The following is a 24,724-nucleotide window of genomic DNA, read 5'->3' as shown; positions in this document are numbered from 1 at the left end:
GGACAGGAATTTGACAGTGAGCGGCTCGGCCGCCTCCTGGCTGTCGAAATCACGCGACAGCGCCGGCCGTCCTTGCTCAGGGCGCTTCGCGCTCCAGCCATTCCTTCAGGGCAACGGCGTTGTTGCGCTCCTCGTCGCGCGCGGCATAGAGCAGGGTCACCGGACCATGCTTCAGGAGGCCGCGAAGCTCGACGAGGGCCGTCTGGGCGGGTTCGCGCTCCAGTTCGGTCGCATAGGCGGCGCGAAATTCGTCCCATAGCTCCGGTCGCGCGTGGAACCGCTTGCGCAGGTCATCGCTTGGGGCAATGTCCTTGAGCCAAAGATCGATGCCGGCTTTCTCCTTGGCGAGGCCACGCGGCCACAACCGGTCGACGAGGACCCGCGTCCCGTCGCCGTCCCTGTCAGTCTCGTAGACACGTTTCAAGCGTATGGTCACGGCGTCTCTCCCGTTCGTCAGCCGAGCAATGAGGTGCTGAGATTGCATCCCGCTTTCGCATTCATCCTACAGGTTAGACGACGAAACGGACAGGGCTGTTGCACAGGCCATGGATGTGGCGTCCCTGGCGTCTGCCCGCGACGCGTGTCGGGCCGATGCACCGAGGCTCAGCAAGGAAACATGGGCAGCCGCCACTGCCGCGGCTGCCGACGGGCTTGCCGGCCGGCGCCCCATCGGCCGTTGACTTCGCCGCGGATGGGAGGAAAATATCGGCTCACGCGTCACCGCCATCCATAGCGCAGAAGGGACGCCCCCATGACCATCGCAAGGAAGCTTCAGGACTATATCGACCGCGAGGGCATCGCCTACGATACCGTCCCGCACCACCGCACGGCAACCACCAGCCAGTCGGCGCAGGCGGCCCATGTTCCTGGCAGCCGGCTCGCAAAGACCGTCGTCGTTCATCATGAGGCCGGCTACGTGCTGGCCGTCGTCCCCAGCACCCACCGGATCGAACTCACCACCCTGCAGGAGGTCATGAACCGGCGCCTCGGCCTGGCTTCGGAGGATGAGGTCAGCACGCTGTTTTCCGACTGCGACGAGGGTGCGGCCCCGCCGGTGGGCATGGCCTATAACGTCCCGGTGATCATGGACGAAAGCCTCGGTAACGCCAACGACGTCTATTTCGAGGGGGGAGATCACCGCACGCTCGTGCACGTCTCCGGGTCGAACTTTCGCACGCTGATGAAGGACGCCCAGATCGCCCGCTTCAGCCACGCTTCATAGCGGACTTTTCGCGCAGTAAACGCCGGCAACTCGGTTCGGCCAGCTTGCCGTGTTTTGCGGACGGCGGCTTGCTCGCCGATCGACCAATCTGCTTCCTCCACGGGTTCGCACCGCTTGCCTAGCCATTGCCGCCACCTGCAGCGCGCCGCCTGAGAGTTCATGGTCTTGCAATGAGCGAGGCGAGACGGCGCTTGGACGATCCGTGTCGAACCGCTACTAGTGCGGCATGGATCGGCTCGAATGCGCGCGCATGTTCGTTGCGGTGATGGAAGCGGGCAGCTTTGCCAAAGCCGCCGCGCGACTGCGCACGAGCCCCGGCCAGGCTTCGAAACTGGTGTCGCGGCTCGAGGCGGACCTCGGCGTGCGCCTGCTCAACCGCACCACCCGGGCGCTGGCCGCAACCGAGGCCGGACTGGCCTATTTCGAGCGCATCCGGGGTCTGCTTGCCGAATTCGACGCGGTCGAGGATGCGGTGCGCAACGTCTCCGGCGCGCCCACAGGGCGCTTGCGGGTGACGGCCCCGGTATCATTCGGCGCTGCCCAGCTGGCCCCGGCGCTGGTCGATTTCGCCCGGCAGTTTCCGAAGATCGGGCTCGAGCTGAGCTTTTCAGACCGGGTGGTCAACCTGGTCGACGAAGGCTTCGACGTGGCCATCCGCATCGGCAGCCCTTCCGACTCGAGCCTGGTCGCCCGCCGCCTATGCGAGGCCAGGATCGTCGTCTGTGCGTCGCAGGACTATCTGCGCGCCCACCCGGCGCCCCAGGTGCCGGCGGATCTCGCCCTCCATAGCTGCATCATAGACACGAATTTTCGCGAACCGGACGCCTGGGCGTTTCGAAATCCTGACGGCGGCGACACGCTGATCAGGGTCGGCGGCCGGCTGCGCTTTTCCAATGCCGAGGTGGCGCTCATCGCCGCCGAGGCCGGGCTCGGCATCGCCCGCGCGCCGAGCTTCATCGCAGGGCCGCGGTTCCGCGCCGATCGCCTCATGCCGCTGCTTCGCGACTTCGAGGCAAGCCCGCTTGCCGTCTATGCGCTCTACCCGCCCGGCCGCTACCTGGCCCAGAAGGTCAGGGTATTCGTGGACTTCCTGGCGGCCCGTTTCCGCGACGGGCCGGAATGGGACAAGGGCTGGTGAACGCAAGCGCCCGCCCCGCGCTCGATCGCGATGTCGCGCAGGGTGCCGCCGAGCGGCAATTCATTCCATTGTGGAAATAATGGCTTGCCATCTTCCGGATAGTATCTGCGGTGGAAAGCCTTATCTTTCATTCAATCGCGGTGGGCCGAGCGCATGATTGCTCCCGCCGCCACCCCGAAAACTCTCTTATGAACGGAAATGCATTATGCTCGTGAACGGGAAGTGGACAGAAGAATGGCAACCGGTCCAGGCGAAGGATGAAAAGGGCGGTTTTGTCCGCCAGGTCTCAAGCTTCCGCAACTGGGTCACGCCGGACGGCCGCGCCGGGCCGAGCGGCGAAGCCGGCTTCGCTGCGGAAGCGGGACGCTACCACCTCTACGTCGCGCTGATCTGCCCGTGGGCCTCGCGTACCCTGATTGCCCGCAGGCTGAAGAAGCTGGAGGACGTCGTGTCGGTTTCGGTGGTCGAGCCGGCACTGACCGACCAGGGCTGGCGATTCGGCGACTATCCGGGCGCCAACCGCGACGAGCTGAACGGCGCGACCTACCTGCATGAACTCTACAGCCTGGCCGACGACGACTTCACAGGCCGTGCCACGGTACCGGTGCTGTGGGACAAGCAGCGCAGGACCATCGTCAGCAATGAGTCGGCCGAAATCGTCCGCATGTTCAACTCCGGCTTCGGTGCGCTCGCCGACCAGAGCATCGACCTCTATCCACAGGCACTGCGTGCCGAGATCGACGCGCTCAACGACCGCATCTACCCCGCACTCAACAACGGCGTCTACCGGGCGGGCTTCGCCACCACCCAGATCGCCTATGCCGAGGCCTATCGCGGCGTCTTTGCGATGCTCGACGAGCTCGAGGCCCGGCTCTCCGAAGGGCCGTTTTTGTTCGGCACGCCGTTCACCGAGGCCGACATCCGCCTGTTCGTCACCCTCGTCCGCTTCGATGCGGCCTATCACGGCCTGTTCAAGTGCAACAAGCGCCGCATCTCCGAGTACCCGAACCTCACCGCCTACCTGAAGCGCGTCCTCGCCATCGAAGGCGTGCGCGACACCGTCAACATCGACCACATCAAGCAGGGCTATTATTCGATCCGGTCGCTCAACCCGAACGGCATCGTCCCCGACGGCCCCGACCTTGGCGAACTGGGGCTTTGATGGCTTATGCGGACTGCGCCGCGATCCAGCGGTGGCAGAGATCGACGAAGGCGAGATCCTGGGCAAACCAGAGCCGCAGGTTCTGGCGCGCCAGATCGCTCAATGGTGGGACGGCGGAATAATCGTTGCTGTGGGCTGCCTCCGCCCTGATCGGCAGGACACCCTCATAGCCGAGAATTAAAAACAGGCGGCGAAGGTCGGCTTCCAGGGCGTCCTGGCGCACAATCCACACAGGGGGCCGTGTCTTCAGAAAAAATCCCTGCCGGTAGAACCAGTCGGCCTGCATCGCCGCGGTGTGAGATATTGCACGCATAGCCTGGAATGCCAGGTCACCGCGCGCCCCCGGAGACCAGAGCGCTTCGGCCAGTTCCACCGCGTGCTCGAACTCGGTGAAGGCGATTCGCTCGCCAGACGACCATTCCACGTTCAACCGCGGTCGCCCCTTGCGCTTGCGGCTGTAGAAGCCCGATACAAAACGGGAGATCGGGTCGCGAATCGAGAAGAAGTACTCCGCTGTCTTGGGGAGCTCAACCAATCGGATCTGATGTGAATGCTTGACGATCTCAAGGTCCGGCTTTTGCTCCATGACATGAGCCGAGACCGCGGAAATCTGGGTCCCGGCATTCTTTCCGATGTGGAGGAAATGGACCGTTCTGGGCGCCGTTTTCAGCGTCATTCTTTAAACCTGTTCCCATTTTTTTATCGCAAAAGTTGCTTCTGGGCGATCTTCGCCAAAAAGGCAAGTCCGGCTCACGTAGCGGTAGCCTGGAGGAAGAAGACATGCTAGTGCCCGCTGCGATAACAGCAAGGAACCCGACAGAAACCGTGACGCAGCCTCAGAAACTCAGTAATCGCGCCCAGTGGCTCAAGGCGCGCGCAGCCCGCGATTTCGCCACATCCGAAACCCTCGCGCGGGGCTTCCTCAAGAAGCGGCCCGATGATCTTGCCGCCGCCCGCGGTCTGGCGCGGGATCTGGTAGAGACCGGCCGCGCCGAAAAGGCGTTAGAGGTCTGGCGGTCGATTTTTGAGCAGGTGCCGGAAGACATCGAGGCCAGCTACCATCTGTGGTGCGCCAATCCCAGGGACCCGAGGCTGGCGTCCCTTGGAGCCGGGCAGATCGCAATCCTTGAACGCGCTAGGCGCTTCCGGCTCTCCGAGGGGGAGAGCCGGCCCATCCACCATGTCGCGATCTGCGGCATTTCCTATTGCGGCAGCACCTTGTTCGACCGGATGCTTGGGGGCCTTCCGGGGGTGGCCAGCATCGGCGAGAGTCATTGGCTGATCAAGCGTCGGCATGAGCGAAGCTTTACGACCCTGTCGTTCGAGCACTATGTGGACGAGGAAAAGCTTGTGCCGTGTTCTGTCTGTGGTGACGGATGCGAGGTGTTGAGCCGCGATTTCCGACTCGGGCTCGCTGCCGATCATACCGACTGGTATCAGCGCATCGGAGCGCGGTTAGGCGCCCTGCACCTGATCTCGGCCGACAAGAACCTCGTCAAGCTGGTCGAAAACGATCCGAAGCTGCGTTTCGACGCCCTCGTGATGTTCAAGTCGCCTGACCAGGCATGGCGGTCAAAGCTGAACAAGTTGCCTGAAGGCGAAAGCGCCGATTTCTATCGTGCCGAACTGGATAAGTTCATCCAGACATGGCTTGGCTCTTACCGGCACTTCCTCTTTGACCTCAAGCCCACGGGCAAGACGATCTTCCTGAACTTCGATGCGTTTGCCGAGAACCCCGCACCCTACGCCGAAGCGGTCTGCCGCAAGCTCGGGCTTCCATACTCGCCCGAGATACTGACGCGCACCATTCCCGGCCATGCGGTCGGCGGAAATCGCGGTTCCATGGCAAATCTGCGTGAGCTCGACTACAGCGTAAAGATCCGTCCGCTGGCCCCTGCCGATCTTCCGCAAAGGCAACATGCCTTTATCGAAGGGAACGAACTTGTGCAGGACACGTATCGCGAGCTCATGGCACGCCACGATATGCTTCTCGCCGGCGATTGACGCTGGCGCAGGTCGTGTGCTGGCTATCCAACGCGTGGATGCCACAGCTGATTATCAATCCTTAGTCGAGCGAAAGCTGCGACAGCCGGTCGAACCTGACCAGCTTGCTCTTGGGGTCGGCCCCGGTCGCGCGTGTGGCCAGGTATTGCCAAACAGCGTCGGTGATCATGCCGTTATTGAGCTTGAGGATGAGGTCGCCGCCCGGCTTAAGCACGTTGTCGCGTACGTCGCGCAAGAAAAAGCCCCATTCGTCCAGGCCCCATAGCGTTCCGTCCGCATGGGCCGAAAACTTGACGAGAAGCGCCGTGACCGCGTCGTAGGGCTCACCAAGATCCGGCAGGGGCGAAAAGGCTAGCACCTCGAGCGGAACGCATTTTATGCCGAATAGGGAACATAGCCTCCCGAACAGATCACCCTGATCCAGCCGCCGCGGATCACCGGCGGGTAGGTCGGCGCCGGTGACAACATGGCCGTAGAATTCGGCGGCCACCGGGAAGTGGCCGGGCCCGGCGCCGATATCCAGAAGCCGCAGTGGTTGTCGCTCGGGCAGTCCGACGGAATGCGCCAGCGCCAGCTTGCTCTCAAACCAGCGTATCGGATCTAAGTATTTCAGCGTCCTGTTGTCGGCACTGAAGACCGGCGCAGAAAGCTGTTCCTCCTGCAGGCGGCCATAAGCCTCCGGATCGACCCGGTCGAGCAGAAAACGAAAGAACCGCGCCCGCTCGAGATCCGGTTTCGAACCGTTCGCCGTGAGTTCCTTGATGCGAGCTACGACCAGATCTTCAAAACGGCTGAAAACCCCGAGGCGATGCTCCGGCTTCACTTTCGGCAGGTCGAATGGCGCAACGCGGTTCCGGATCATGGCATTACCTTTCAGCAACCAAAGGATGCAAGTTGGCCCACCGGTAACCCAAGGGAGCTGAATTTACAACACTCTGTGCTCACGGCGATCAGGACTGTGCGCCAGGCCTGATCACTCGAGTTGCTTACTTGCCGTAGTAATCGCGGAACCAGTCTACGAATCTCCGGATGCCATCCTTGAAATTCGTCTGCGGGCGGTAGCCGGTCAGGGTCTGCAGCAGCGACGCATCGGCCCATGTGGCCGGGACATCACCGGTCTGCATGCCCATGTAATTGCGGATCGCCTTCTTGCCCAGACACTCCTCGATCGCATCCACGAAGTCCAGCAGGCACACCTTGTCCGAGTTGCCGATGTTGACGATGCGGAATGGGGCGACCGGGCTGAGGCTGTCGCCCTCGGGGATTTCCTCGGGGCGTTCGGGACGCTGCGGCACGGCGTCGATGAGCATCGCGATCGCCCGCACCAGATCATCGACATAGGTGAAGTCGCGATACATGTTGCCGTTGTTGTAGATGTCGATCGGCCGGTCATCGAGGATCGCGTCGACGAATTTATAGAGCGCGAGATCGGGGCGCCCCCAGGTTCCATAGACCGTGAAGAACCGGAACATGGTCGTCGGCAGGTCCCAAAGATGCGCGTAGGAATGCGCCATGTTCTCGTTGGCCTTCTTGGTGGCGGCGTAGATGGTCAACTGGGTGTCGGCCTTCTCCGTCTCGGTGAAGGGCATTTCGAGATTGGCCCCATAGACCGACGAGGTAGAGGCCATCAGCAGATGCTGCACCTTCAGGCGGCGCGCGGCCTCCATCACGTTGAAGGTGCCGACGATATTGCTGTCGATATAGGCGCGCGGGTTCTCCAGGCTGTAGCGCACGCCGGCCTGGGCGGCGAGGTGGACGATCACATCGGGCGCAAACTCGTCCGCGATCCTGTCAAAAAGCGCTGCGTCCTCCAGCATGCCTTCGGTCGCCGAGAACTCCTTGTTCTGCAGCAGCATGGCGTGCCGACGCTGCTTGAGGCGGACGTCGTAGTAGTCGGTCATCCCGTCATACCCGTGCACGCGGTTGCCCTGCTCCAGCAGCAGGCGGGCCAGGTGAAAGCCGATGAAGCCGGCGGTTCCGGTGATCAGGATCTTTTTCAATGGACTGTCCTATTCTGTTGTTGCGCACCAGGTCGCGTTGCCCCGGCACCGGTCGTGCCGACAAATGCGTATGCGCTCGAGAATCAATGCAGGTACCCCATGAGGCGTTTCCCCATCAGCTGGGCGCCGGCCTGGGTGAGGTGATTGCCGTCGTAAGAGATCAGGACGTTGTCCTCGGTCAGGTTGCGACAGGTCGGGCCTGAACCACACATCATTTTGGAGATGTCGATGAAGACATCGGCCGGCAAACTTTGACGCATGGCGGTGTTTATTAGCTGGTGATCTGGCTCAAACATAACGACCATTGACTGGTTACCTGTCTCGAACTCGTGCATGTAGCGATTGAGCGACATCGTTATGCCGAAATCCTTAGGGCCCATCACGCGGAGGCGTGCCTTGCTTGCCGCCCTGATGCTCTCAATGCTCTCGGCAAGCTTTTCCACCTGCCAGTCCTTCCATCTCGAAACCAGCCAGATCTCATCCGCCTCGGCCATCCGGCTTTGCAGCCCTTCGTCCTCGTAGCCGGGACGGCCGGCGCAGAGGGCGCGGTCGGAAGGCTCGCGCAAATCGGTGAAATCGCGTTTCAGAAAGAGATTTCCGCAGCGTGCAGAGATGTGGAACGTCGATATCTGGAAGCGCTGCGCCAGTTCCGTCTCGGCTACGGCATTGACGATGTCCTGTCCATAGCTGTCGCCGATGACCAGCAGCTTTGTGCGCGGGTCGGCTGGATCGAACTCGGCATTGCGCAATGCGTCGAAACGGGCCTTCACATATTCGCCCGGCTCCTCGAACTGCCTGAACACCGCCAGGTGGCGCGGCGCGTAACGCTGCGGCGCGCCCTCGCTCAAGAAACCGGCGGCCCCGATCGAAAGTGCCACGGTCAGTGCCGCGCCCGCGCCGGCAAAGATCTGGTTTCGGCTGAACCGGCGGCGATCCCGGAAGGGCGTCTCCACGAAGCGGTAGCTGAGATAGGCCAGACCAAGCGTCAGCACGCTCAGCAGGCCCATCTGCATCGGCGAGGGAGCTTCAATGTGAAGATAGCGGGTGAAGGCGAACAGCGGCTGGTGCCACAGATACGCAGAGTAGCTGACCAGGCCGATCCCGCGGAAGAGCGGATTGGCCAGCAACATATAGGACCATGTGCCCTTGCGTTCGAACAATATGATGAGCGCTACTCCGAGCGTGGCGGCCAGTGCATACATGCTCGGGAATGTCGCGTCTTCGTCCTGGGAGACGATGGCGAAGGCAATCAGCGCCATGCCGCCTGCTGAAAGCGCGCCCGACAGCGCAGCACCGGGAAGCGCCGGCTGTGCCCGCGTCAGGTAGAAAGCCGCAAAGACCCCGACCAGAAGCTCCCATGCTCGATGAGGAAGCAGGTAGAATGCTGCTTCGGGCGCGCTCCAGGCGCCGAAATTCCCAAACCCCAATACCAGACTTGCGGCGAAGATCACGCCAACCAAAACGAGAACGGCTGTCCTGCCAAAACGCCACAGGGACGCCAGCAGGAGCGGAAACACGATGTAGTATTGCTCTTCAACCCCGAGGCTCCAGGTGTGCAGCAGGGGTTTGAGTTCGTTGGCGCTGTCGAAATAGCCGCTCTCGGTCCAGAAGAAGATATTCGACCAGAAGGTCATGCTGGCAAGCGCGCTGATCGAAAAGCGTTCCAGGTCTGCTGGCAGGAGGATGAACCACGCCGCAGTGAAACTCGCAAGGATCACCACAAATAGCGCCGGCATGATCCGCCGCACGCGGCGGTCATAGAAGTCCAGGATAGAAAAACGCCCGGCACACAGGTCGCGAATAAGGAGTGTCGTGATCAGATAGCCGGAAATAACGAAGAAGACGTCTACACCGATGAAGCCTCCGCTCAAGAACGGAACGCCGGCATGAAATAGGATCACACTTACGACGGCCACGGCGCGCAGCCCATCGATCTCGGGGCGGTATTTCATTGCTCGTATATTCCCGCTTACGAGATCCAGCCGTAAGCCGACTTGGTCGATTGGAGCAGCGTCTCTCGAGAGAACCGCCTGGTGATCAGCCCTGGTGCACGCGCGCGGACATCCGCAAGCCACCGCTCATCCTGCAGGCCCTTTACCACCGCGCGCGCAAGTGCGTCGGCATCGCGCTCGATCAGCATTGCGGTGCTGTCATCCGCAACCGCTTCGCGGATGCCGCCCACATCGGGGGCGATGACCGGCAACCCGGCGAGCTGTGCCTCGATAACAGCATTGGGCAGGCTTTCTGTCCGCGTTGTCAGAAGGAATATGTCCATTTGCGTCAGGTAATCGATGAGATTCTTCGTGATGAAACCGGGCATTTCGAAGCGGTTCTCGAGCCCGGCAGCTGCGATCGCCTGCTGGACGGCCGGACGCATCGGTCCATCTCCGACGAGCAGGAAGCGTGTGCCGGGGATGGCCGCATCAACGCGCGCCGCCACCTTCACCCAGAGCAGGGGATCCTTGACCGGTGCCAGGCGAAATACGCCACCAACGACGCGAGGCGCCTCGGGTTTGATGACCTTCAGCGTCACGGGGGCGGAAAAGCCGATATCCTCGGGATCTATGGCGTTGTAGATGACCCCTATCCTTTCCTTCGGGAGCCCGCATTCGAGCGCCCAGTCATCGGCCGCCGCACGGCTGTTGGCAACCAGAGCAAGTTGCGGGAACGCGGCGCATTGAGCGATGACGTTCTCGACCATCTTCTCGCGCAGAACTGCAGCGTCCGTGCCATGCGACTGCTGACCGCGCGACATCGAGCCAAAATGGACAACGATGCGCGGTACGTTGGTCAGAATGGCTGCAAGCACCACCTCGGCATGAAGTCCAGCTCGCGCATGTACGACTTCCGGGCGCACTTCATGAATTGCCGCAACGATGTTCGGCAACGACGAAAGACCCAATGCATCGGAGAGGGACCAGACATCCTCCATGAGCGCCTGGCCGCGCCAGGGCGACGGGATTCCACCGGGCATGCTTCCGAAGTCGTGCCGCACGAACTTTCCGGCCGGCGCCTTCACATCGTACTGATGCTCGGTGTCCGGTTTTTTCATGAGCAGGTGGACGGCGCTTACGGTATCGTCCGCGCACAGGCTTTCGATGAGGTTCTTGGCCTGACGTTCCGCTCCGCCGATCGCCAGAGAATGGACGTAAATCATCACCCGTCCTGCTACGGGCGAATACGTCAGGCGTTGGCGGTCGTCTTTGCGCGCAAGCCAGTGCGCAACAACAGCAGGTGTTACGTCGGCGTCGCCGGGCGCTTCGATCTTCGCCCTGTCCATGTACCGCACGACTTTGCGAACCCTGTCGGCCACAGCGCCCTTGAGCGGCTTCTTCCATTTCAGATCGAGTATCCGGGAGGCATCCGGGTAGCGTCGAAGCGCGGTCAGACAGGCGAATGCCAATTGTGCCGACTGCTTGTTCCTTTGCCAGCCTTTGGGCGATCCGAGCAGTTTCAGCGCAGCGGTATAGTTGCCACATGCCCAAAGCCGATGCGCAACATTGTAGGGCCTTGCATGACCGGACGCCCCGAGATGCGCCACGAACCGCGAGTACCGGGCCACAAGGTCCGACTGGCCCAAGTGGTGGAGCGCTGTCAAACGCCGCTGATGGTCGGAACGACTGGCAAAGGGACTCTTGCAAAGCGAGCGAAGCAGAATATCGGCCGTCTTGAAGTCCCGGGCCCTGTAGGCGATTCGCGACCGCAGGCGCCGCGCGGGAGTAGTGACGAGGACATAGGGGATTGTCAAAATCGCTCCGATTTCGCGCGTTCTCTTCCTCCGTTTTGCAATGCCGTGATTATCATGCCCGGGCTTTCCGGCAAGCGAGCCGCCAGTTCTGGAAGGGCCATAGCTTCGGATTATCAGTCGTTTTAGGCGTTTAGCGGTGTGAAGCATGTTGCAGGGTTCTGTCCGGAAGCATTCACGCGGGGAAATGGAGCTAGTCCACCGTTCGGGGTATCGAAACTTGAATTGGAAACGGCATGCGATACGTCCTCGATACGTACGACTGCTTCGGCCGGAGCCTTGAAACGTCGCTCATATTGCGGAAAATCCATCTTGAGGGAAGATGAAGAGCTTTGCGCATGCCAGGCTTTATATTCTGCCGAGTATAATTTTCTTGCTTTAGATAGTCCGTGCCGTTCAGAGAGTCCGGTCTCCGGATGGTTGGTTAAGCTATTTTCGTGGTCAAGGCATATCATCGAGAAGGTGACTTGCCTTTGCATTCCGTGCCTGAACGCCAGCTCCGCCCGATCGATCAGCTCCGAATCGGCGCCGAATCGAACCGAATCCCAATATTGCAGGTGCACGTCGAATGCCTTGCGCTCGAACAGGGCTGATGCGGCGGCAAACTGCAGGATGCCGTCATTTCTTTCTTTGCGCCGCCCGGTGGTCAATCGCGCGAATTGACCGTTCACTCGCATGCGTAGCATTCCGGAAAGGGTGCCGGCCAACTGCTTCCGGTGCAGGAATTCGATCTGGTGCTCGAGCCGTTCCGGATGTGCCCAGTCATCGGCATCATGGCAGGTGACGTAGGCGCCCCTGGCGTGGCGCAGGGCAAGGTTGCGGCCCACATAGGGCCCGACATTGGCGGCGTTCAGATGTACCCTGACCCGGGCGTCTTCCCTTGCAAGTTGGAAAGCGATCGCGGCGGTTCCGTCGGTGCTGCCGTCGTCGACAATCAGAAGCTCGAAGGGCCTCCAGCTCTGACTTAGGATGGACCTCGCCGCCATTTCGATCGTGTCCTGCGCGTTGTAGGCGCACATGATCACCGAAACGAGCGGTCCGTCGGTTATGATCTTCTTTGGAGTGGACCGCAGGCGGTGGATCAGACTTCCCTGTGCATCGGCCAGAACCAGCGGACTGGTGCCGTATTGCGCCAGATAGGCGTTCAGATGCGTGATCCATGCGGCCGCATCAGCCTTGTCGCGGTTGGCTCTCAGGACATGAATCCCGTGCGACACGTCGACAGAACTGTGCCGCTCCGCCCAGGCCACGGCTTTCTGGTACCCGTTTCGCTCACCGATTTCGTAGGCCGTGGGAATCAGCCGGCGTGACGACGGCCACTGCTGCTGCTGCCAAAAGGAGATCTTCCTTCCGATCGTCCGCAGGGCGCGACGCCATGTCGGCTTCGGCCGATTCGCTGGTTTGGATCCCACTAGCATCTGTCCCCGCAGAGGCCGGACACGATTACGCGCGCCTGGCGACTGCTCTCTCAATTACACATTTCGCCCGCGGCTTTGGATGTATCCGGAGGGTCGGAGCATCCAGGCAGGCCGCAGAACTGTGGAGGTCTCTTTTTTCAGCAACGCAAATTGTTGTCAATCAAAGCGCCCGCTTATAAGGGAGTCTGAACTCGTGCACGGTATTTAAATGCATTCGTCGTATGCGAGCGCCGCTAATGGAGCCACTAGGATGAAGTCAGAGGCTGCTATTGCTTGCCAAGGGTTGTAATTTGAGAGTGGTTGTTTGCGCAGCAACCCGTCGACGGCCGCAGATGCTTAAGTATCTCCTGGCGTCGCTCGCAACCATGCGTCGGCCTCAGGACGTCGAGCCGGTGTTTCTGATCGTCGAAAACGATGGCGCTCCGAATTCCCAGGCAACGGTCGAAGAGATGCGCCCGCGGTTCGATGGTGCCGAACTGCATTATCTGCTTGAAGATCGCGTTGGCATACCGATGGCGCGGAACCGGGCCATCGAGTTCGCGGTCGAGACCGGGGCCGACCTCCTGGCCTTTGTCGATGACGACGAGATTGCCGACCAAGCCTGGACGGACGAACTTGTCAGCGCCTACAGGACCTCTGGCGCGCTGCTTTTGGGTGGGCCGGTCTTGGCGGCGTTGCCGCCCGAAGGCAGCAGTTTCGGCAAGCGGTTCGTGCATTCGGCCATCGCAAGGCGCTATGACGAAAAAGCCCGGAAAGCGCGAAATCTCGCCGCGGGCGGCCGGGATACCAAAGTGACGATCACGACCGGCAACTGGCTTGCGAGCACCGAGCTGTTCACCCGTCATGGCCTGCGTTTCGACGAAGGGATGCGTTTTTCCGGCGGGTCGGATGCGGCATTCTTCGCGCAGGTAAGGCGCCGCCGGCTGGCGGTCAAATGGGTTCCGGATGCCGTGGTTCGCGAAACAGTGCCGTCCGAGAGACTGACTCCCGGCTACCAGTTCTGGCGCGCCCTCAACCAGTCCAATACCTCGTTTCGCAGAAAGCTCGACAAGAGCGCATTGTATGCCGTCTCGCTGATCTTGACCGTTCCGCTGCGGACGCTGATGGTCGCAGTCCTTTTCCTCGCAATCCTGCCGACCGCAGGACGGACATTTCTTTCGACCGTGCGGGGCGCGGGCTGGATCGCCGGGCGACTGGCTGCGGTGTTCGGGCGCCGATCCGATCTTTATGTTGAAACAACCGGCCACTAGGTCCCCATCCACCGCAGAACGACAGCAAAACGAGGCGATCAAGGAAGAATGAAAGATCTATTTCTGCAGAAGCTCACCCGCGGTGAGCTGTCCATCGGCATCATCGGACTGGGTTATGTCGGCCTGCCGCTCGCACTCCGTTTTGCTGAGAAGCATCGCTCGGTCGTCGGATTTGATATCGACGAAGACAAGATCACGATGTTGCGCGACGGGCAGAGCTACATCAGCCATATCGAACCGGCACGCATCAAGGCGGCGCTGGACGCGGGCATGACCGTCACCAGCGACTTCGCACGCATTGCCGAAGTCGACGCGATCATCATTTGCGTGCCGACGCCGCTCGGCCGACACCGCGAGCCGGATCTTTCGTTCATCACCACTACGCTGGAAACGCTCAAGCCCTTCCTGCGGAAGGGCCAGTTGCTTTCGCTGGAATCCACCACCTACCCGGGAACGACCGAGGAAATCGTGTTGCCGCCGGTGCGCGACCGCGGCTTTTCCGTCGGCGAGGACTTTTTCGTCGTTTACTCACCCGAGCGCGAGGATCCGGGCAACCACGCCTATCCGACACACAAGATTCCCAAGGTCTGTGGCGGCGTGACCGAGGCCTGTCTGGCCCTCGGCGTCGCGCTGTACGAGACGGCAATCGAGCGTGTCGTCCCGGTGTCCAGCCCGGCGGCCGCCGAGATGACCAAGCTGCTCGAGAACATCCACCGGGCCGTGAACATCGGGCTCGTCAACGAGATGAAGATCGTCGCCGACCGCATGGGCATCAACATCCACGAGGTCATTCGCGCCGCTGCCTCGAAGCCCTTCGGCTTCACGCCGTACCATCCGGGGCCGGGGCTGGGTGGCCACTGCATTCCCATCGACCCGTTCTACCTGACCTGGAAGGCGAAGGAATACGGCGTCAACACGCGGTTCATCGAACTCGCCGGCGAGGTGAATTCGCACATGCCGCACTTCGTCGTCGACAAGGTCGTGGACGCTCTCAACGGCGCCGTCAAATCGGTGCGCGGCAGCAAGATTCTGGTGCTCGGGCTCGCATACAAGAAGAATGTCAACGATGTCCGGGAGTCGCCATCCGTTCACCTGCTGGAACTCCTGCAGGCGAGGGGGGGCAGAGGTCGCCTACAGCGATCCGTTCGTGCCGGTGTTCCCGCGGATGCGTGAGCATTACTTCGATCTGACCAGTGTGGACCTGACCCCGGAGACCCTGGCCGAGTTTGATTGCGTCTTGCTGGCGACCGATCACGACAGCTTCGATTACGACTTCATCCAGCGCCACGCCCGCCTCGTCGTCGACACGCGGGGCAGATACGCGGCAAGCCGGCACCACAACGTCCATTTCGCCTGACGCCTGGCCTGATTGCCGGCGACATCGAGGATGCCGCAGTCAGGGCTGGAAGGGTGCTTAATGCCTTTGGCCCCTAAGGAAGAGGCATGAGACACAGTTCCCGCTGGCGGCAGCGGGATCCCCCGTGCTTCGTTCAAAGCGGCAAGGGTTGCGGTCGTCATACGAGCCTATGCGTCCGCACATTCCCTGACGGATTATGCCCGGGCCATGCTTGCCTTACCTGACAGTCTGGCAATGCCGCCCCGATGTCACGCCGAGCGCGGGTACACGCTGAGCACGCGCGCGATAAAGGCGCTGAATTCGCTCATGTAGTTGCGCAAGAATGCCTCGGTCGATTCTGAATTGACGACCCCGTCGTCGGAGATCAGGTCGGGCGTGAACTGGATATAGGCCTCGATCAAGTTCATCATCGGAGAATTGCAGAAGCCCAGAATGCTCTTCAGGTGCTGTTGACCGACGGCAGTGCCGATCGCGCCCGGCGAGGTGCCGATGATCCCGGACGGCTTCCTGGTGAAGGAGTTCTGGCCATAGGGCCGGCTCGCCCAGTCGATGGCGTTCTTCAAGGCGCCGGGAATCGAGCGGTTGTACTCCGGCGTCACGAAGAGCACGGCGTCGACAGCGGCAATGGCGGCCTTGAAATCCTTGGCGACCTGCGGGAAATCGGCATCGTAGTCGTAGCTGTAGAGCGGCAGGTTTCCAAAGCCGATCTCCTGCATCTGCAGTTCCGGCGGCGCCAGCCGCACCAGCGCCTTCGCCAACTTCCGGTTGAGCGACCCCTTTGCGAGGCTGCCGACAAAATACCCGACCTTATAGTTTGTCATCCTATTCTCCCTTGATCGCCAGGCAGAGGTTGGTGCGGGGCTCTATTGATAGCACGGGGAGGGGGGTGTGTCATGAACCGCCCGGTTGCGCCCCGGCCCCGATCGCGCGACTGGATTTCAATCGTTTCGCGGCTCAAGGGTGTTTAAGCCGCGTTGGTCAGGCCGTCCGGCGTTGGCTTGCGGTGAACCGAAGTGGTGTTTTCCAGAATGTCGGTCACGGATAGTTCGGCGGGGGTTCTCTCAGTGCTCATCAGAGCTTGCCCGGTTCGAAACCGCCTCCGCGACGACCGGATCGTGCCAGCCTCCGGGCGGCGCGAGGGCCTGGATCTCCGGAGGCCCCCAGGTGCCGGCGTCGTATTCGTAGACCGGCGTTTCTGCCGCCAGCGCCGGGTCCACGATTCGCCAGGCTTCCTCGACGTAGTCCTCGCGCGCAAAGAGCGTCGCGTCGCCAAGCATCGCTTCCCCGAGCACGCGCTCGTAGGCATCGATGTCACCGGCGCGGGGATGGCGGCTGGCAATCAGTTCGATCGGCACGCCGAGGAGATCGTGCTCCGGTGACAAGACCGTCATGCCGATCGCAATCGTAAATTCAGGGCCGATCCGAAATCTCACATGGTTCGGCATCTGGTTGGCTGCGCCATATACGCTCGGCGGGTGTCGCAGCCGGACGAACACTTCGGTGCAGGTCACCGGCAGGCATTTTCCAGCCCGGATGTAGAACGGCACGCCCTGCCAGCGCCAGGAGACGACGCTGAGCCGCAGCGCGGCAAACGTCTCGACCGTCGAGTTCGTCGCGACACCGGGCTCGTTCCGGTACCCACGAAACTGTCCCCGCAAGATGCTCGCCTCGTCGAGCGCAGGGATCGCCTTGAGCACCTTCACCCTTTCGTCGCGAACCGACTCGCTGTCGGTCCTCACCGGCGGCTCCATGGTCAGATTGGCCAGCACCTGAAACAGGTGGTTCTCGACCACGTCGCGGGTGGTGCCGATTCCGTCGTAGAACGCTCCACGTCCCTGGACGCCGAAATCCTCCGCCATCGTGATCTGCACGCTTTCGATGTGGTTGCGGTTCCAGAAAGGCTCAAGAAAGGCGTTTGCAAAGCGGAAGTGAAGCATGCTGTGCACCGGTGCCTTGCCGAGGTAATGGTCGATGCGAAATATCTGCGTCTCGTCGAAGGTCTTCAGCAGGATGGCATTCAGCGCGCGAGCCGACCGGAGGTCGCGCCCGAAGGGCTTTTCGAGGATCACGCGCGCGCCCCTGGTGCAGTCCGCCTTCACCAACTGCTCGACGACCATCCCGAACAAGGCAGGCGGGATTGCCAAGTAATGGGCGGGGCGCTCCGCGCTCGCGAGTTCCCGTCTGACCGCCTGGAACGTTGCCGGATCTGCGTAATCCCCGTCGACGTAACGGAGCAGTGCGACCAGCTTCCGGAAGGCCGCAGGATCCAGCCCGCCGTGTTTCTCCAGGCTGTCCCGCGCCCGCTCGCGAAACTGGTCGAGGTTCCAGCCGGACTTGGCAACGCCGATCACCGGCACGTCGAGGTGGCCGCGTTTCACCATCGCCTGCAGCGCAGGGAATATCTTCTTGTATGCCAGGTCGCCGGTGGCACCGAAGAAAACCAAAGCATCGGATCGGGCCTCGCTCACTGTGACCTCCGCCTGCGATCATTGCTTGCCGGCCGGCTTTTCCAGATGCCCGCCGAATTCGTAGCGCATCGCCGACATCAGCTTGTTTTCGAATTCGGCCTCTCCGCGCGAACTGAAGCGTGCGTAGAGAGCGGCTGAAAGGACGGGCGCGGGGACCGCTTCGTCGATCGCGGCCCTGATTGTCCACCTGCCTTCGCCGGAATCCGAAACCCGGCCGGCAAACCTGGCGAGCGACGGGTCTTCGACGAGTGCTGCCGCCGTCAGGTCCAGGAGCCAGGAGGAGATCACGCTGCCGCGCCGCCATAGCTCGGTGATGTCGGCCAGGTTGAGGCTGTATCGATAAAGATCGGGGTCCCGGAGCGGCGTCGTCTCTGCGTCCGCCTCGCTCTCCTTCGTGCCGATGTCCGCGGCCCGCAGGATGCTCAATCCCTCTGCATAGGCGGCCATCAGTCCGTATTCGATGCCGTTGTGGACCATCTTGACGAAGTGGCCGGCGCCGCTCGGACCGCAATGCAGGTAGCCCATCTCGGCAGTCCCGGCGAGCGTCTCGCGCCCGGCGGTGCGGGCGATGTCGCCGGGGCCGGGCGCCAGTGTTCTGAAGACGGGGTCGAGGCGTTCCACTGCCGCTTGCGGTCCGCCGATCATCATGCAGTAGCCGCGCTCGAGGCCCCAAACGCCGCCGCTGGTGCCCACGTCGACATAATCGATCTGCGTCGCGGCGAGCGCCTTCGCCCGTCGTATATCGTCCACGTAGTAGGAATTGCCTCCATCGATCAATATGTCGCCGGCCTCCAGATGCGGCACGAGATCGGCGATCGCCTCGTCGACCACGGCGGCTGGCACCATCAGCCAAACTGCCCGCGGTCTGGCCAGTTTCTTCACCAGCTCCGCGGGCGAACCGGCAGCGTCGGCCTTGTCCTGCGCCAGCGCCTGAACAGCCTGCGGCGACCGGTCGGAAACGATGCAGTGATGGCCATCCCTGAGCAACCGGCGCGCCATGTTCGCACCCATGCGGCCAAGTCCGATCATTCCGATTTGCATGGCACGTCCTCGCGGTGTGGAATCGAGGCTGGTCAGCGGTGGCGAGCGAACGGGCGCTCGTCGAACAGTCGTGCTGAAGCGTGGGCTCCTTTTGAGCTCCGAGGCGGATCGTACCACGAAATTGCAGCCGTTATGATCGCCGAATGCCGTCGCATCGAGGAAAGACGGTCACTTGCGCCCCAACGCCGTCTCGTTCCACAGCCGGATCACCGGATCGTACCGATCATGCTCGAAGCCGAGGATACTGAGCGATGCCGTGCTCAGCTGAAAATACCTGCCCGCCGCAGGGGCGAGCCCGAGCCAGCGGGCGGCCAGCGTGCGCAGGAAGTGGCCGCTGGAAAAAAGCAGCACATCTCCCTTGATGGCGCGCAGGCGCGCGAGCACGCGATCCGCCCTCGCGCCAACGTCCGCCGGTGTTTCACCGCCGGGACAGCCATCGCGAAAAAGCTGCCAATCGGGCGCCTCCTTCTGGATGTCGACGGTGCGGCGCCCCTCATAGGCGCCGTAATCCCACTCCACAAGATCGCGGTCGACTTCGGCCACTGACCCGAAACCGGCGATGTCGCAGGTCTGGACGGCTCGCTGCAGCGGACTGGTGAAGACTTTCGCAAACGCAATCCCGCTCAACCTTTGCCGCAGCGCGGCGGCATCTTCGGCGCCCCGCTCCGTGAGCGGCAGATCGGTAAGTCCGGTGTGTCGGCCGGAAAGGCTCCAGGCCGTTTCGCCATGTCTGGCCAGGTAGATCGATGAGAGCTGTTGTGACATCGCTTCATCGCAGCGCTATGCCGACTAGCAATGATGGCGCACCCGACAGGATTCGAACCTGTGACCTTTGGAATCGGAATCCAACACTCTATCCAGCTGAGCTACGGGTGCCTGCCTCAAGGGCGATGACTCGCCCGATCCGATGAGGGGTTCTTAACCCAGGAATGGCCGGGCATCAATCGTGAAAATTCGCAAATCCCTCGCCAATCAACCATCCGCCCGATGAAATCCGGCGCGCGCCGGCGCCGGCGATCGTGGCGAGCGCAAGGCGTCGACGCACGTAGCGGCTGTGCCAAGCCGGGAGTCCGGCGCGGGGCTTGGAGAGATCGACGGAAACGTCCGTCTGGCGTTGCGGCTTGAGGCGCCAGAGCGGGTCCGAAGAGGGCCACGCCGTTCGAATGGACGGCGCCCGGCAACCGTTGGAATGGACGCGCCCGGGCCCGATGGGCGATCGGCCTCAGGCGACCGTGATCTGCCGCTTCTCCCGGACCGACCGCAACGCGGCGTCGGCGATGACCAGGGCCGCCAGGCCGTCGGCGCCGGACGGCGACAGCGGGGTGCCCGCTTCGACGGCGGCGATGAAGCTTTCGATCTCGCGGGCATAGGCCTCGGTGTAGCGGGTCATGAAGAAGTCGTGCAGCGGCGGGCGGGTGTAGCCGTCGGCATTGGCTACTTCGATCGACACCGGCCGCTGGTTCTCGGCGCAGACCATGCCCTTCGAGCCATGCACCTCGATGCGCTGGTCGTAGCCGTAAGTTGCGCGGCGGGAATTCGAGATGATCGCTTGGCGGCCGGAGGCCGTCTGCAGGATCACCGAGACGCTGTCGTAGTCGCCGGCCGCGCCGATCGCGTCGTCGACGAGCACCGCCGCCGTCGCTGACACCGACACCGGCTCCTCGCCGAGCAGGAAGCGGGCCATGTCGAAGTCGTGGATCGTCATGTCGCGGAAGATGCCGCCGGAGCGCCGGATGTAGTCGAGCGGCGGGGCGCCGGGATCGCGCGAGGTGATCGTCACCATCTCGACCGCGCCGATCCGGCCGTCGTCGATCGCCTTGCGCACCGCCATGAAATGCGGATCGAAGCGGCGGTTGAAGCCGACCATCAGCTTGCCGCCGGTCTCCTCGACCACCTGCAGGCAGGCGCGCACGCGCGCAACGTCGAGGTCGATCGGCTTTTCGCAGAACACCGCCTTGCCGGCGCGGCAGAAGCGCTCGATCAGGTCGGCGTGGGTATCGGTCGGGGTGCAGATGACGACGGCGTCGATGTCGGCGGCCGCCTCGATCGCCTCGACCGAGCGGACCGCGCAGCCATATTGCACGGCGATCGCCTCGGCGGCGGCGGGAATGGCGTCGGCAACGGCGACGAGGGCCGCGTCGGCATTGCCGCTCACCGCCCGGGCATGGACCTTGCCGATGCGACCGGCACCGAGGAGACCGAATCTGACCGCCATGCTTTCCCTCTCGTCTGGCCGGCTTCGTCACCGGGGGAGGGGCGATGCACGATGGCGCAACAGTCCGCGGCCGGCACATAAAGCGAAATCTTCCTTCCGGGAAACATGCATTCCATCGGCGTGGCGGACCGTCAAGCGAAAACCCGTCCGCCGCCATCGAGTGCAGCATCCACGGCGGCGCCCGTGTCAGGGGCGCTTTGCTGATCGCCAGCAATGCTCCGCAAGATCTGTTGGCCCCCGGGCACGTTCGTGTCCAGCCTCTCCCAGCAGCCAGCAGCCAGCAGCCAGCAGACGGCGGACGGCAGCCGGCGGCCGGTGGCCGGCGGTGCCGGGCCGAGGTTTCCTTCCGCCACAAAAATTGCTTAGATACGGACGACCGTCGCCGGGGGGCTCCATGAAACTCATCGACACCGACCATCCGATCTATCGGCCGCTCTGGGTCCGGCTGCTGCTGGTTGGCTTCTGCGCCGCCTGGACGGCGTTCGAATATCATAACGGCCAGACGACCTGGGGGCTGATCTTCCTCGTCATCACGGCCTACGCCTTCGCCCAGTTGCTGGTGTTCTACAAGCCCGCGAACACCGCGGGCAAGCAGCCGGACGAGACCGGCGAGAGCTAGGCCAAAGGAGGCCGGCCGGAACGGGCGACCGGTTGCGGGACGAGCACGGGCGCGACGGCCAGCGGCCAGGGCGAGGACAGGGGAACCGGCGCGAACAAAACGGCTGCTTCAGCGCCGCAGTCCCAGTGCGGCTTCCGTCCTGATCCGGCGTAGCGTCTCGTCGATCAGCATGTTGGCAATCGTCATCCGGCGGGTCGCGTTGGGCCTGAGGTCCGCCGGCACCCCGTCCGGATGATTGTCGCGCGCAAACGTTCGGCGGCGTTCGGTGAGTTCCGCTAGCGTCTCCTTGCCGGTCAGCCCGAGATCGGCCGCCACCTCCTCCGGCGTGGTTCGCAACAGGTGCGGCGGGTGAGGAGGAGGAGCGGTAGGAGAAGGAGAAGGAGGCGGAGCGGGCGCGGCTTCACGCCGCGCCGGCATCTGGTCTTCTGCCATGTCCCGGTAGGCCGCGGCGACCCGGCTGCTGGAGACTGACGAATTGCCGTCGCCGAAAACGGCAAAGGGAGGCGGCGGCGTGCCGGCCGTCCCGGCCGCGGCGTTCGCTGTCGCCATCGGTTCGGCCTCCTCCGCCTCCGCCCTCAGGCGTTCCAGCACGGTTTCAAAGACGCTTCTGCCGAACACGGTTCCCCCTCAGCGCTCCGCACGATCCGGAAAAAGCATCCGGGCGCGCTGCAGAATCAGATCATAGAACAGCTTTGCGCTCGGCGGCAGCGCCCGGCCCTTCACGGAGATGAGGCTGTAGGGCTTGATGTCGATGTCGAAATTGGTGTTCAGGATGCGGACCTCGCTCGGACCCCCGCCCTTGCCGGTCACGAACTCGGCCATGTCCCGGGCGATCGGCGCGACCGCATTGGAGGAGCAGACGAGCGCCACCGTCAGAAGCAGCGAGGCGGTGTTGACGACGGTCGCCGGCAGCGGCACGCCGGCGGCGATGAACAGCTCCTCGACGCGCCGGCGCAAAAGCGTGCCCGGCGGCTGGAACACCCAGTCGTAGGACGGCAGATCGGCCAGCGACACCACCGGCTTTTCGGCCAGCGGATGGCCGCGGCGGACGATCAGGCAGGCCTTTTCGATGCCGATCTCCTGGACATTGAAAAGGCGCGGATCGAGATCGTCGGGCACGCGGGCGATGATGAAGTCGTGCCGGGCCGACAGCAGTTCGCGCGCCAGCACGTTGCTCGTCTCGATGCGGACGTTGACCTCGATGCCGGGATAGGCGGCGCTGACCTGCTGGATCGCGGGCACTGCGAGGCTGATGGCGGGCGCCGTCACGGTGCCGAGGAACACGGTGCCGCCGGCGCCGGACTTCAGCGCCGAAATCTCCCGGTCCACCTCGTGCAGTTCGAGCAGGATGGTGCGGGCGCGGCGCGCGAAGGCGCGGCCGAACTGCGTCAGTTGCACGCCCCGCGAGGCGCGTTCGCACAGCTGTGCGTCGAGGATGCCCTCCATTTCGGCCAGCATCCGGGAGGCCGCAGGCTGTGAAATGCTCAACGCCTCGGCGGCGGCGCTGATCTGCCGGTGATCGTCGATCGCCACGATCATCCGCAAATGGCTGAGCTTCAGGCCGGCGCGCAGCAGACCGGTGTCCAGTTGCTCCTGGTTCGTTGTTTCCGGCAGGTCGAAGGAAGTGTGCTTGATGTTCTGCATGGCCAGGTTGTTTATAAATCATATCATTCGTCGCCGATATAACATTTCTGATATGGATTTAGAAGCTTATGGAATTTGACAGTTATGGCAATTCAGGAGAGGTTCCCGTCAGGTGCGCCGTGCCCAAGGGAGTGTGAGGCCGGGAGGGGTTGTCATCCTTTTCCTCCGTTGGAGACCGTCGTCTGCGACAGCGGGCAACGAAGCACCGATACGGTCCGAACCATGGGCGGGCCTGGCAAAACAAGGGAGAGATTTGCCAATGAAATTGATCACCTCGCTTCTCGCAGCGGCTGCCATCAGCGCGGCGTCCTTCGCCATGCCCGCATTTGCCCAGGACAAGGGCACCGTCGGCATTTCCATGCCGACCAAGACCTCGACCCGCTGGATTTCCGACGGCGAGACGATGGAGAAGCTTTTCGCCGAGGCCGGCTACGCGCCGGACCTGCAGTTCGCCGACGACGACATTCCCAACCAGCTCGCCCAGATCGAGAACATGGTCACCAAGGGCGCCAAGGTGCTGGTGATCGCCGCCATCGACGGCACCACGCTCTCCGACATCCTGGCCAAGGCGCACGATGCCGGCGTCAAGGTCATCGCCTACGACCGGCTGATCCGCGATTCCGGCAATGTCGACTACTACGCCACCTTCGACAACTTCCAGGTCGGCGTCCTGCAGGCCACCGCACTGGTTGACGGCCTCAAGGCGAACTTCGGCGACGTCAAGCCGTGGAACGTCGAGCTGTTCGGCGGCTCGCCGGACGACAACAACGCCTTCTTCTTCTATGACGGCGCGATGTCCGTTCTGCAGCCGCTCATCGACAGCGGCGACATCGTCATCAAGTCCGGCCAGCAGGGCATGGACCAGGTCGGCACGCTGCGCTGGGACGGCGCGGTCGCCCAGGCCCGCATGGAGAACCTGCTGTCCTCGACCTACACCGATGCGCAGGTCCACGGCGTCCTGTCGCCCTATGACGGTCTCTCCATCGGTATCCTCTCCGCCCTGAAGGGCGTCGGCTACGGCTCGGGCGACCAGAAGATGCCGATCGTCACCGGCCAGGATGCCGAATTGCCGTCGGTCAAGTCGATCCTCGCCGACGAGCAGAACTCGACCGTCTTCAAGGACACGCGCGAGCTCGCAAAGGTCACCGTCGGCATGGTCAATGCGGTGATGGATGGCGGAGAGCCGGAAGTGAACGATACCAAGACCTATGACAATGGCGTCAAGGTCGTGCCGTCGTACCTGCTGAAGCCGGTGGCCGTCGACAAGTCCAACGCCAAGGAAATCCTCGTCGGCTCGGGCTATTACACGGAAGACCAGATCGACAACTGATCGAAGCGACTTATGGGCCCGCGCTCCGTCGCGGGCCTTCGATCCCGACGGGCCGGCTGCAGTTCTCGTCGCCTCAGCCGCCGTCGTTCGCAGATGCCGCTGGAATGCCGA

Annotated in this window: 23 protein-coding genes and 1 tRNA gene; 9 read left to right on the top strand and 15 right to left on the bottom strand. The window is 62.8% G+C overall.

What is annotated here, in order from left to right; all coding sequences use genetic code 11:
- Positions 1-76 precede the first annotated feature (76 nt).
- Entirely contained in the window at positions 77-484 is a 408-nt protein-coding gene (locus C7449_RS17250) for a DUF488 domain-containing protein (RefSeq protein WP_108004140.1), read from the bottom strand.
- Positions 485-751: 267 nt separating this feature from the next.
- Here C7449_RS17250 and C7449_RS17245 point away from each other — a divergent pair, with 267 nt between their 5' ends.
- From C7449_RS17245 to C7449_RS17235, 3 genes are all read left to right on the top strand, one after another.
- The gene (locus C7449_RS17245; RefSeq protein ID WP_108004139.1) at positions 752-1,222 is read left to right on the top strand and encodes an aminoacyl-tRNA deacylase; all 471 of its coding nucleotides are present in this window, start codon (positions 752-754) and stop codon (positions 1,220-1,222) included.
- A gap of 250 nt (positions 1,223-1,472) precedes the next feature.
- Positions 1,473-2,360 carry a LysR family transcriptional regulator gene (locus tag C7449_RS17240; RefSeq protein ID WP_245414429.1) on the top strand — a complete coding sequence of 296 codons (888 nt, stop codon included), beginning with the start codon at positions 1,473-1,475 and terminating at the stop codon, positions 2,358-2,360.
- A gap of 205 nt (positions 2,361-2,565) precedes the next feature.
- Entirely contained in the window at positions 2,566-3,522 is a 957-nt protein-coding gene (locus C7449_RS17235; protein WP_108004137.1) for a glutathione S-transferase family protein, read from the top strand.
- A gap of 4 nt (positions 3,523-3,526) precedes the next feature.
- Here the strand turns inward: C7449_RS17235 and C7449_RS17230 are convergent, their stop codons facing one another.
- Entirely contained in the window at positions 3,527-4,198 is a 672-nt protein-coding gene (locus tag C7449_RS17230) for a sulfotransferase family protein (RefSeq protein WP_108004136.1), read from the bottom strand.
- Positions 4,199-4,233: 35 nt separating this feature from the next.
- On the opposite strand from C7449_RS17230, the gene C7449_RS17225 reads away from it, so the two are divergent.
- Positions 4,234-5,526 (top strand): tetratricopeptide repeat protein, encoded by a 1,293-nt coding sequence (locus tag C7449_RS17225; protein ID WP_210204751.1) that lies wholly within the window; start codon positions 4,234-4,236, stop codon positions 5,524-5,526.
- A 61-nt stretch (positions 5,527-5,587) separates the two neighbouring features.
- Here the strand turns inward: C7449_RS17225 and C7449_RS17220 are convergent, their stop codons facing one another.
- The 5 genes from C7449_RS17220 to C7449_RS17200 form a co-directional block, all read right to left on the bottom strand.
- A complete protein-coding gene (locus C7449_RS17220; protein ID WP_108004134.1) occupies positions 5,588-6,388 on the bottom strand; it encodes a class I SAM-dependent methyltransferase in 801 nt (266 codons plus the stop codon).
- A 124-nt stretch (positions 6,389-6,512) separates the two neighbouring features.
- Entirely contained in the window at positions 6,513-7,526 is a 1,014-nt protein-coding gene (locus C7449_RS17215; protein ID WP_108004133.1) for an NAD-dependent epimerase/dehydratase family protein, read from the bottom strand.
- A gap of 83 nt (positions 7,527-7,609) precedes the next feature.
- Positions 7,610-9,478: an acyltransferase family protein gene (locus C7449_RS17210; RefSeq protein ID WP_108004132.1), complete on the bottom strand. Its 1,869-nt coding sequence runs from the start codon at positions 9,476-9,478 to the stop codon at positions 7,610-7,612.
- Positions 9,479-9,495: 17 nt separating this feature from the next.
- Positions 9,496-11,274, bottom strand: a complete 1,779-nt coding sequence (locus C7449_RS17205) for a glycosyltransferase (RefSeq protein WP_170115922.1) — start codon at positions 11,272-11,274, stop codon at positions 9,496-9,498.
- 122 nt (positions 11,275-11,396) lie between these two features.
- Positions 11,397-12,683, bottom strand: coding sequence for a glycosyltransferase family 2 protein (locus C7449_RS17200; RefSeq protein ID WP_170115921.1), 1,287 nt, complete (start codon positions 12,681-12,683; stop codon positions 11,397-11,399).
- A 275-nt stretch (positions 12,684-12,958) separates the two neighbouring features.
- On the opposite strand from C7449_RS17200, the gene C7449_RS17195 reads away from it, so the two are divergent.
- The 3 genes from C7449_RS17195 to C7449_RS22470 are packed head-to-tail and all read left to right on the top strand — an operon-like array spanning position 12,959 to position 15,296.
- Positions 12,959-13,939 (top strand): glycosyltransferase family 2 protein, encoded by a 981-nt coding sequence (locus C7449_RS17195; RefSeq protein WP_146165096.1) that lies wholly within the window; start codon positions 12,959-12,961, stop codon positions 13,937-13,939.
- Between the two features lie 48 nt (positions 13,940-13,987).
- The gene (locus C7449_RS17190; RefSeq protein WP_342588270.1) at positions 13,988-15,112 is read left to right on the top strand and encodes a nucleotide sugar dehydrogenase; all 1,125 of its coding nucleotides are present in this window, start codon (positions 13,988-13,990) and stop codon (positions 15,110-15,112) included.
- Positions 15,105-15,296: a hypothetical protein gene (locus C7449_RS22470; RefSeq protein WP_407070388.1), complete on the top strand. Its 192-nt coding sequence runs from the start codon at positions 15,105-15,107 to the stop codon at positions 15,294-15,296. Before C7449_RS17190 ends, C7449_RS22470 begins: the two co-directional genes overlap by 8 nt.
- A 248-nt stretch (positions 15,297-15,544) precedes the next feature.
- Here C7449_RS22470 and C7449_RS17185 read toward each other — a convergent pair whose 3' ends face one another.
- From C7449_RS17185 to iolG, 6 genes are all read right to left on the bottom strand, one after another.
- Entirely contained in the window at positions 15,545-16,117 is a 573-nt protein-coding gene (locus C7449_RS17185) for an NADPH-dependent FMN reductase (protein WP_108004128.1), read from the bottom strand.
- Between the two features lie 240 nt (positions 16,118-16,357).
- Complete coding sequence (zwf, locus tag C7449_RS17180) at positions 16,358-17,764, bottom strand: glucose-6-phosphate dehydrogenase (RefSeq protein WP_108004127.1); 1,407 nt, start codon at positions 17,762-17,764, stop codon at positions 16,358-16,360.
- An 18-nt stretch (positions 17,765-17,782) separates the two neighbouring features.
- A complete protein-coding gene (gene gnd, locus C7449_RS17175) occupies positions 17,783-18,805 on the bottom strand; it encodes a phosphogluconate dehydrogenase (NAD(+)-dependent, decarboxylating) (RefSeq protein WP_108004126.1) in 1,023 nt (340 codons plus the stop codon).
- Between the two features lie 168 nt (positions 18,806-18,973).
- Positions 18,974-19,570 (bottom strand): histidine phosphatase family protein, encoded by a 597-nt coding sequence (locus C7449_RS17170; protein WP_108004125.1) that lies wholly within the window; start codon positions 19,568-19,570, stop codon positions 18,974-18,976.
- Between the two features lie 34 nt (positions 19,571-19,604).
- Positions 19,605-19,681: transfer RNA gene (locus C7449_RS17165), tRNA-Arg, on the bottom strand.
- A 346-nt stretch (positions 19,682-20,027) separates the two neighbouring features.
- Positions 20,028-21,020, bottom strand: coding sequence for an inositol 2-dehydrogenase (gene iolG / locus C7449_RS17160; protein WP_108004124.1), 993 nt, complete (start codon positions 21,018-21,020; stop codon positions 20,028-20,030).
- Between the two features lie 394 nt (positions 21,021-21,414).
- On the opposite strand from iolG, the gene C7449_RS17155 reads away from it, so the two are divergent.
- The gene (locus C7449_RS17155) at positions 21,415-21,639 is read left to right on the top strand and encodes a hypothetical protein (RefSeq protein WP_108004123.1); all 225 of its coding nucleotides are present in this window, start codon (positions 21,415-21,417) and stop codon (positions 21,637-21,639) included.
- Positions 21,640-21,747: 108 nt separating this feature from the next.
- Here the strand turns inward: C7449_RS17155 and C7449_RS17150 are convergent, their stop codons facing one another.
- Together C7449_RS17150 and C7449_RS17145 are read right to left on the bottom strand one after the other, a co-directional pair.
- Complete coding sequence (locus C7449_RS17150; protein WP_108004122.1) at positions 21,748-22,257, bottom strand: hypothetical protein; 510 nt, start codon at positions 22,255-22,257, stop codon at positions 21,748-21,750.
- Between the two features lie 9 nt (positions 22,258-22,266).
- On the bottom strand, positions 22,267-23,283 hold the full coding sequence (locus C7449_RS17145; RefSeq protein ID WP_108004121.1) for a LysR family transcriptional regulator: 1,017 nt from the start codon (positions 23,281-23,283) through the stop codon (positions 22,267-22,269).
- Between the two features lie 259 nt (positions 23,284-23,542).
- On the opposite strand from C7449_RS17145, the gene chvE reads away from it, so the two are divergent.
- Positions 23,543-24,613, top strand: coding sequence for a multiple monosaccharide ABC transporter substrate-binding protein (chvE, locus tag C7449_RS17140; RefSeq protein WP_108004120.1), 1,071 nt, complete (start codon positions 23,543-23,545; stop codon positions 24,611-24,613).
- Positions 24,614-24,724 lie beyond the last annotated feature (111 nt).

It is taken from the genome of Mycoplana dimorpha, from assembly GCF_003046475.1.
Classification (GTDB): domain Bacteria; phylum Pseudomonadota; class Alphaproteobacteria; order Rhizobiales; family Rhizobiaceae; genus Mycoplana; species Mycoplana dimorpha.
Note: the sequence above shows the minus strand (reverse complement) of the source record. Positions and strands in the feature narration are given on the sequence as shown.

What these genes read in the sequence shown, in the direction of transcription:
- C7449_RS17250 (WP_108004140.1), bottom strand. Translation starts at nt 484, where the DNA reads ATGCAATCTCAGCACCTCATTGCTCGGCTGACGAACGGGAGAGACGCC.
- C7449_RS17245 (WP_108004139.1), top strand. Translation starts at nt 752, where the DNA reads ATGACCATCGCAAGGAAGCTTCAGGACTATATCGACCGCGAGGGCATC.
- C7449_RS17240 (WP_245414429.1), top strand. Translation starts at nt 1,473, where the DNA reads ATGTTCGTTGCGGTGATGGAAGCGGGCAGCTTTGCCAAAGCCGCCGCG.
- C7449_RS17235 (WP_108004137.1), top strand. Translation starts at nt 2,566, where the DNA reads ATGCTCGTGAACGGGAAGTGGACAGAAGAATGGCAACCGGTCCAGGCG.
- C7449_RS17230 (WP_108004136.1), bottom strand. Translation starts at nt 4,198, where the DNA reads ATGACGCTGAAAACGGCGCCCAGAACGGTCCATTTCCTCCACATCGGA.
- C7449_RS17220 (WP_108004134.1), bottom strand. Translation starts at nt 6,388, where the DNA reads ATGATCCGGAACCGCGTTGCGCCATTCGACCTGCCGAAAGTGAAGCCG.
- C7449_RS17210 (WP_108004132.1), bottom strand. Translation starts at nt 9,478, where the DNA reads ATGAAATACCGCCCCGAGATCGATGGGCTGCGCGCCGTGGCCGTCGTA.
- C7449_RS17190 (WP_342588270.1), top strand. Translation starts at nt 13,988, where the DNA reads ATGAAAGATCTATTTCTGCAGAAGCTCACCCGCGGTGAGCTGTCCATC.
- C7449_RS22470 (WP_407070388.1), top strand. Translation starts at nt 15,105, where the DNA reads ATGCGTGAGCATTACTTCGATCTGACCAGTGTGGACCTGACCCCGGAG.
- C7449_RS17185 (WP_108004128.1), bottom strand. Translation starts at nt 16,117, where the DNA reads ATGACAAACTATAAGGTCGGGTATTTTGTCGGCAGCCTCGCAAAGGGG.
- gnd (WP_108004126.1), bottom strand. Translation starts at nt 18,805, where the DNA reads ATGCAAATCGGAATGATCGGACTTGGCCGCATGGGTGCGAACATGGCG.
- C7449_RS17170 (WP_108004125.1), bottom strand. Translation starts at nt 19,570, where the DNA reads ATGTCACAACAGCTCTCATCGATCTACCTGGCCAGACATGGCGAAACG.
- iolG (WP_108004124.1), bottom strand. Translation starts at nt 21,020, where the DNA reads ATGGCGGTCAGATTCGGTCTCCTCGGTGCCGGTCGCATCGGCAAGGTC.
- C7449_RS17155 (WP_108004123.1), top strand. Translation starts at nt 21,415, where the DNA reads ATGAAACTCATCGACACCGACCATCCGATCTATCGGCCGCTCTGGGTC.
- C7449_RS17145 (WP_108004121.1), bottom strand. Translation starts at nt 23,283, where the DNA reads ATGCAGAACATCAAGCACACTTCCTTCGACCTGCCGGAAACAACGAAC.
- chvE (WP_108004120.1), top strand. Translation starts at nt 23,543, where the DNA reads ATGAAATTGATCACCTCGCTTCTCGCAGCGGCTGCCATCAGCGCGGCG.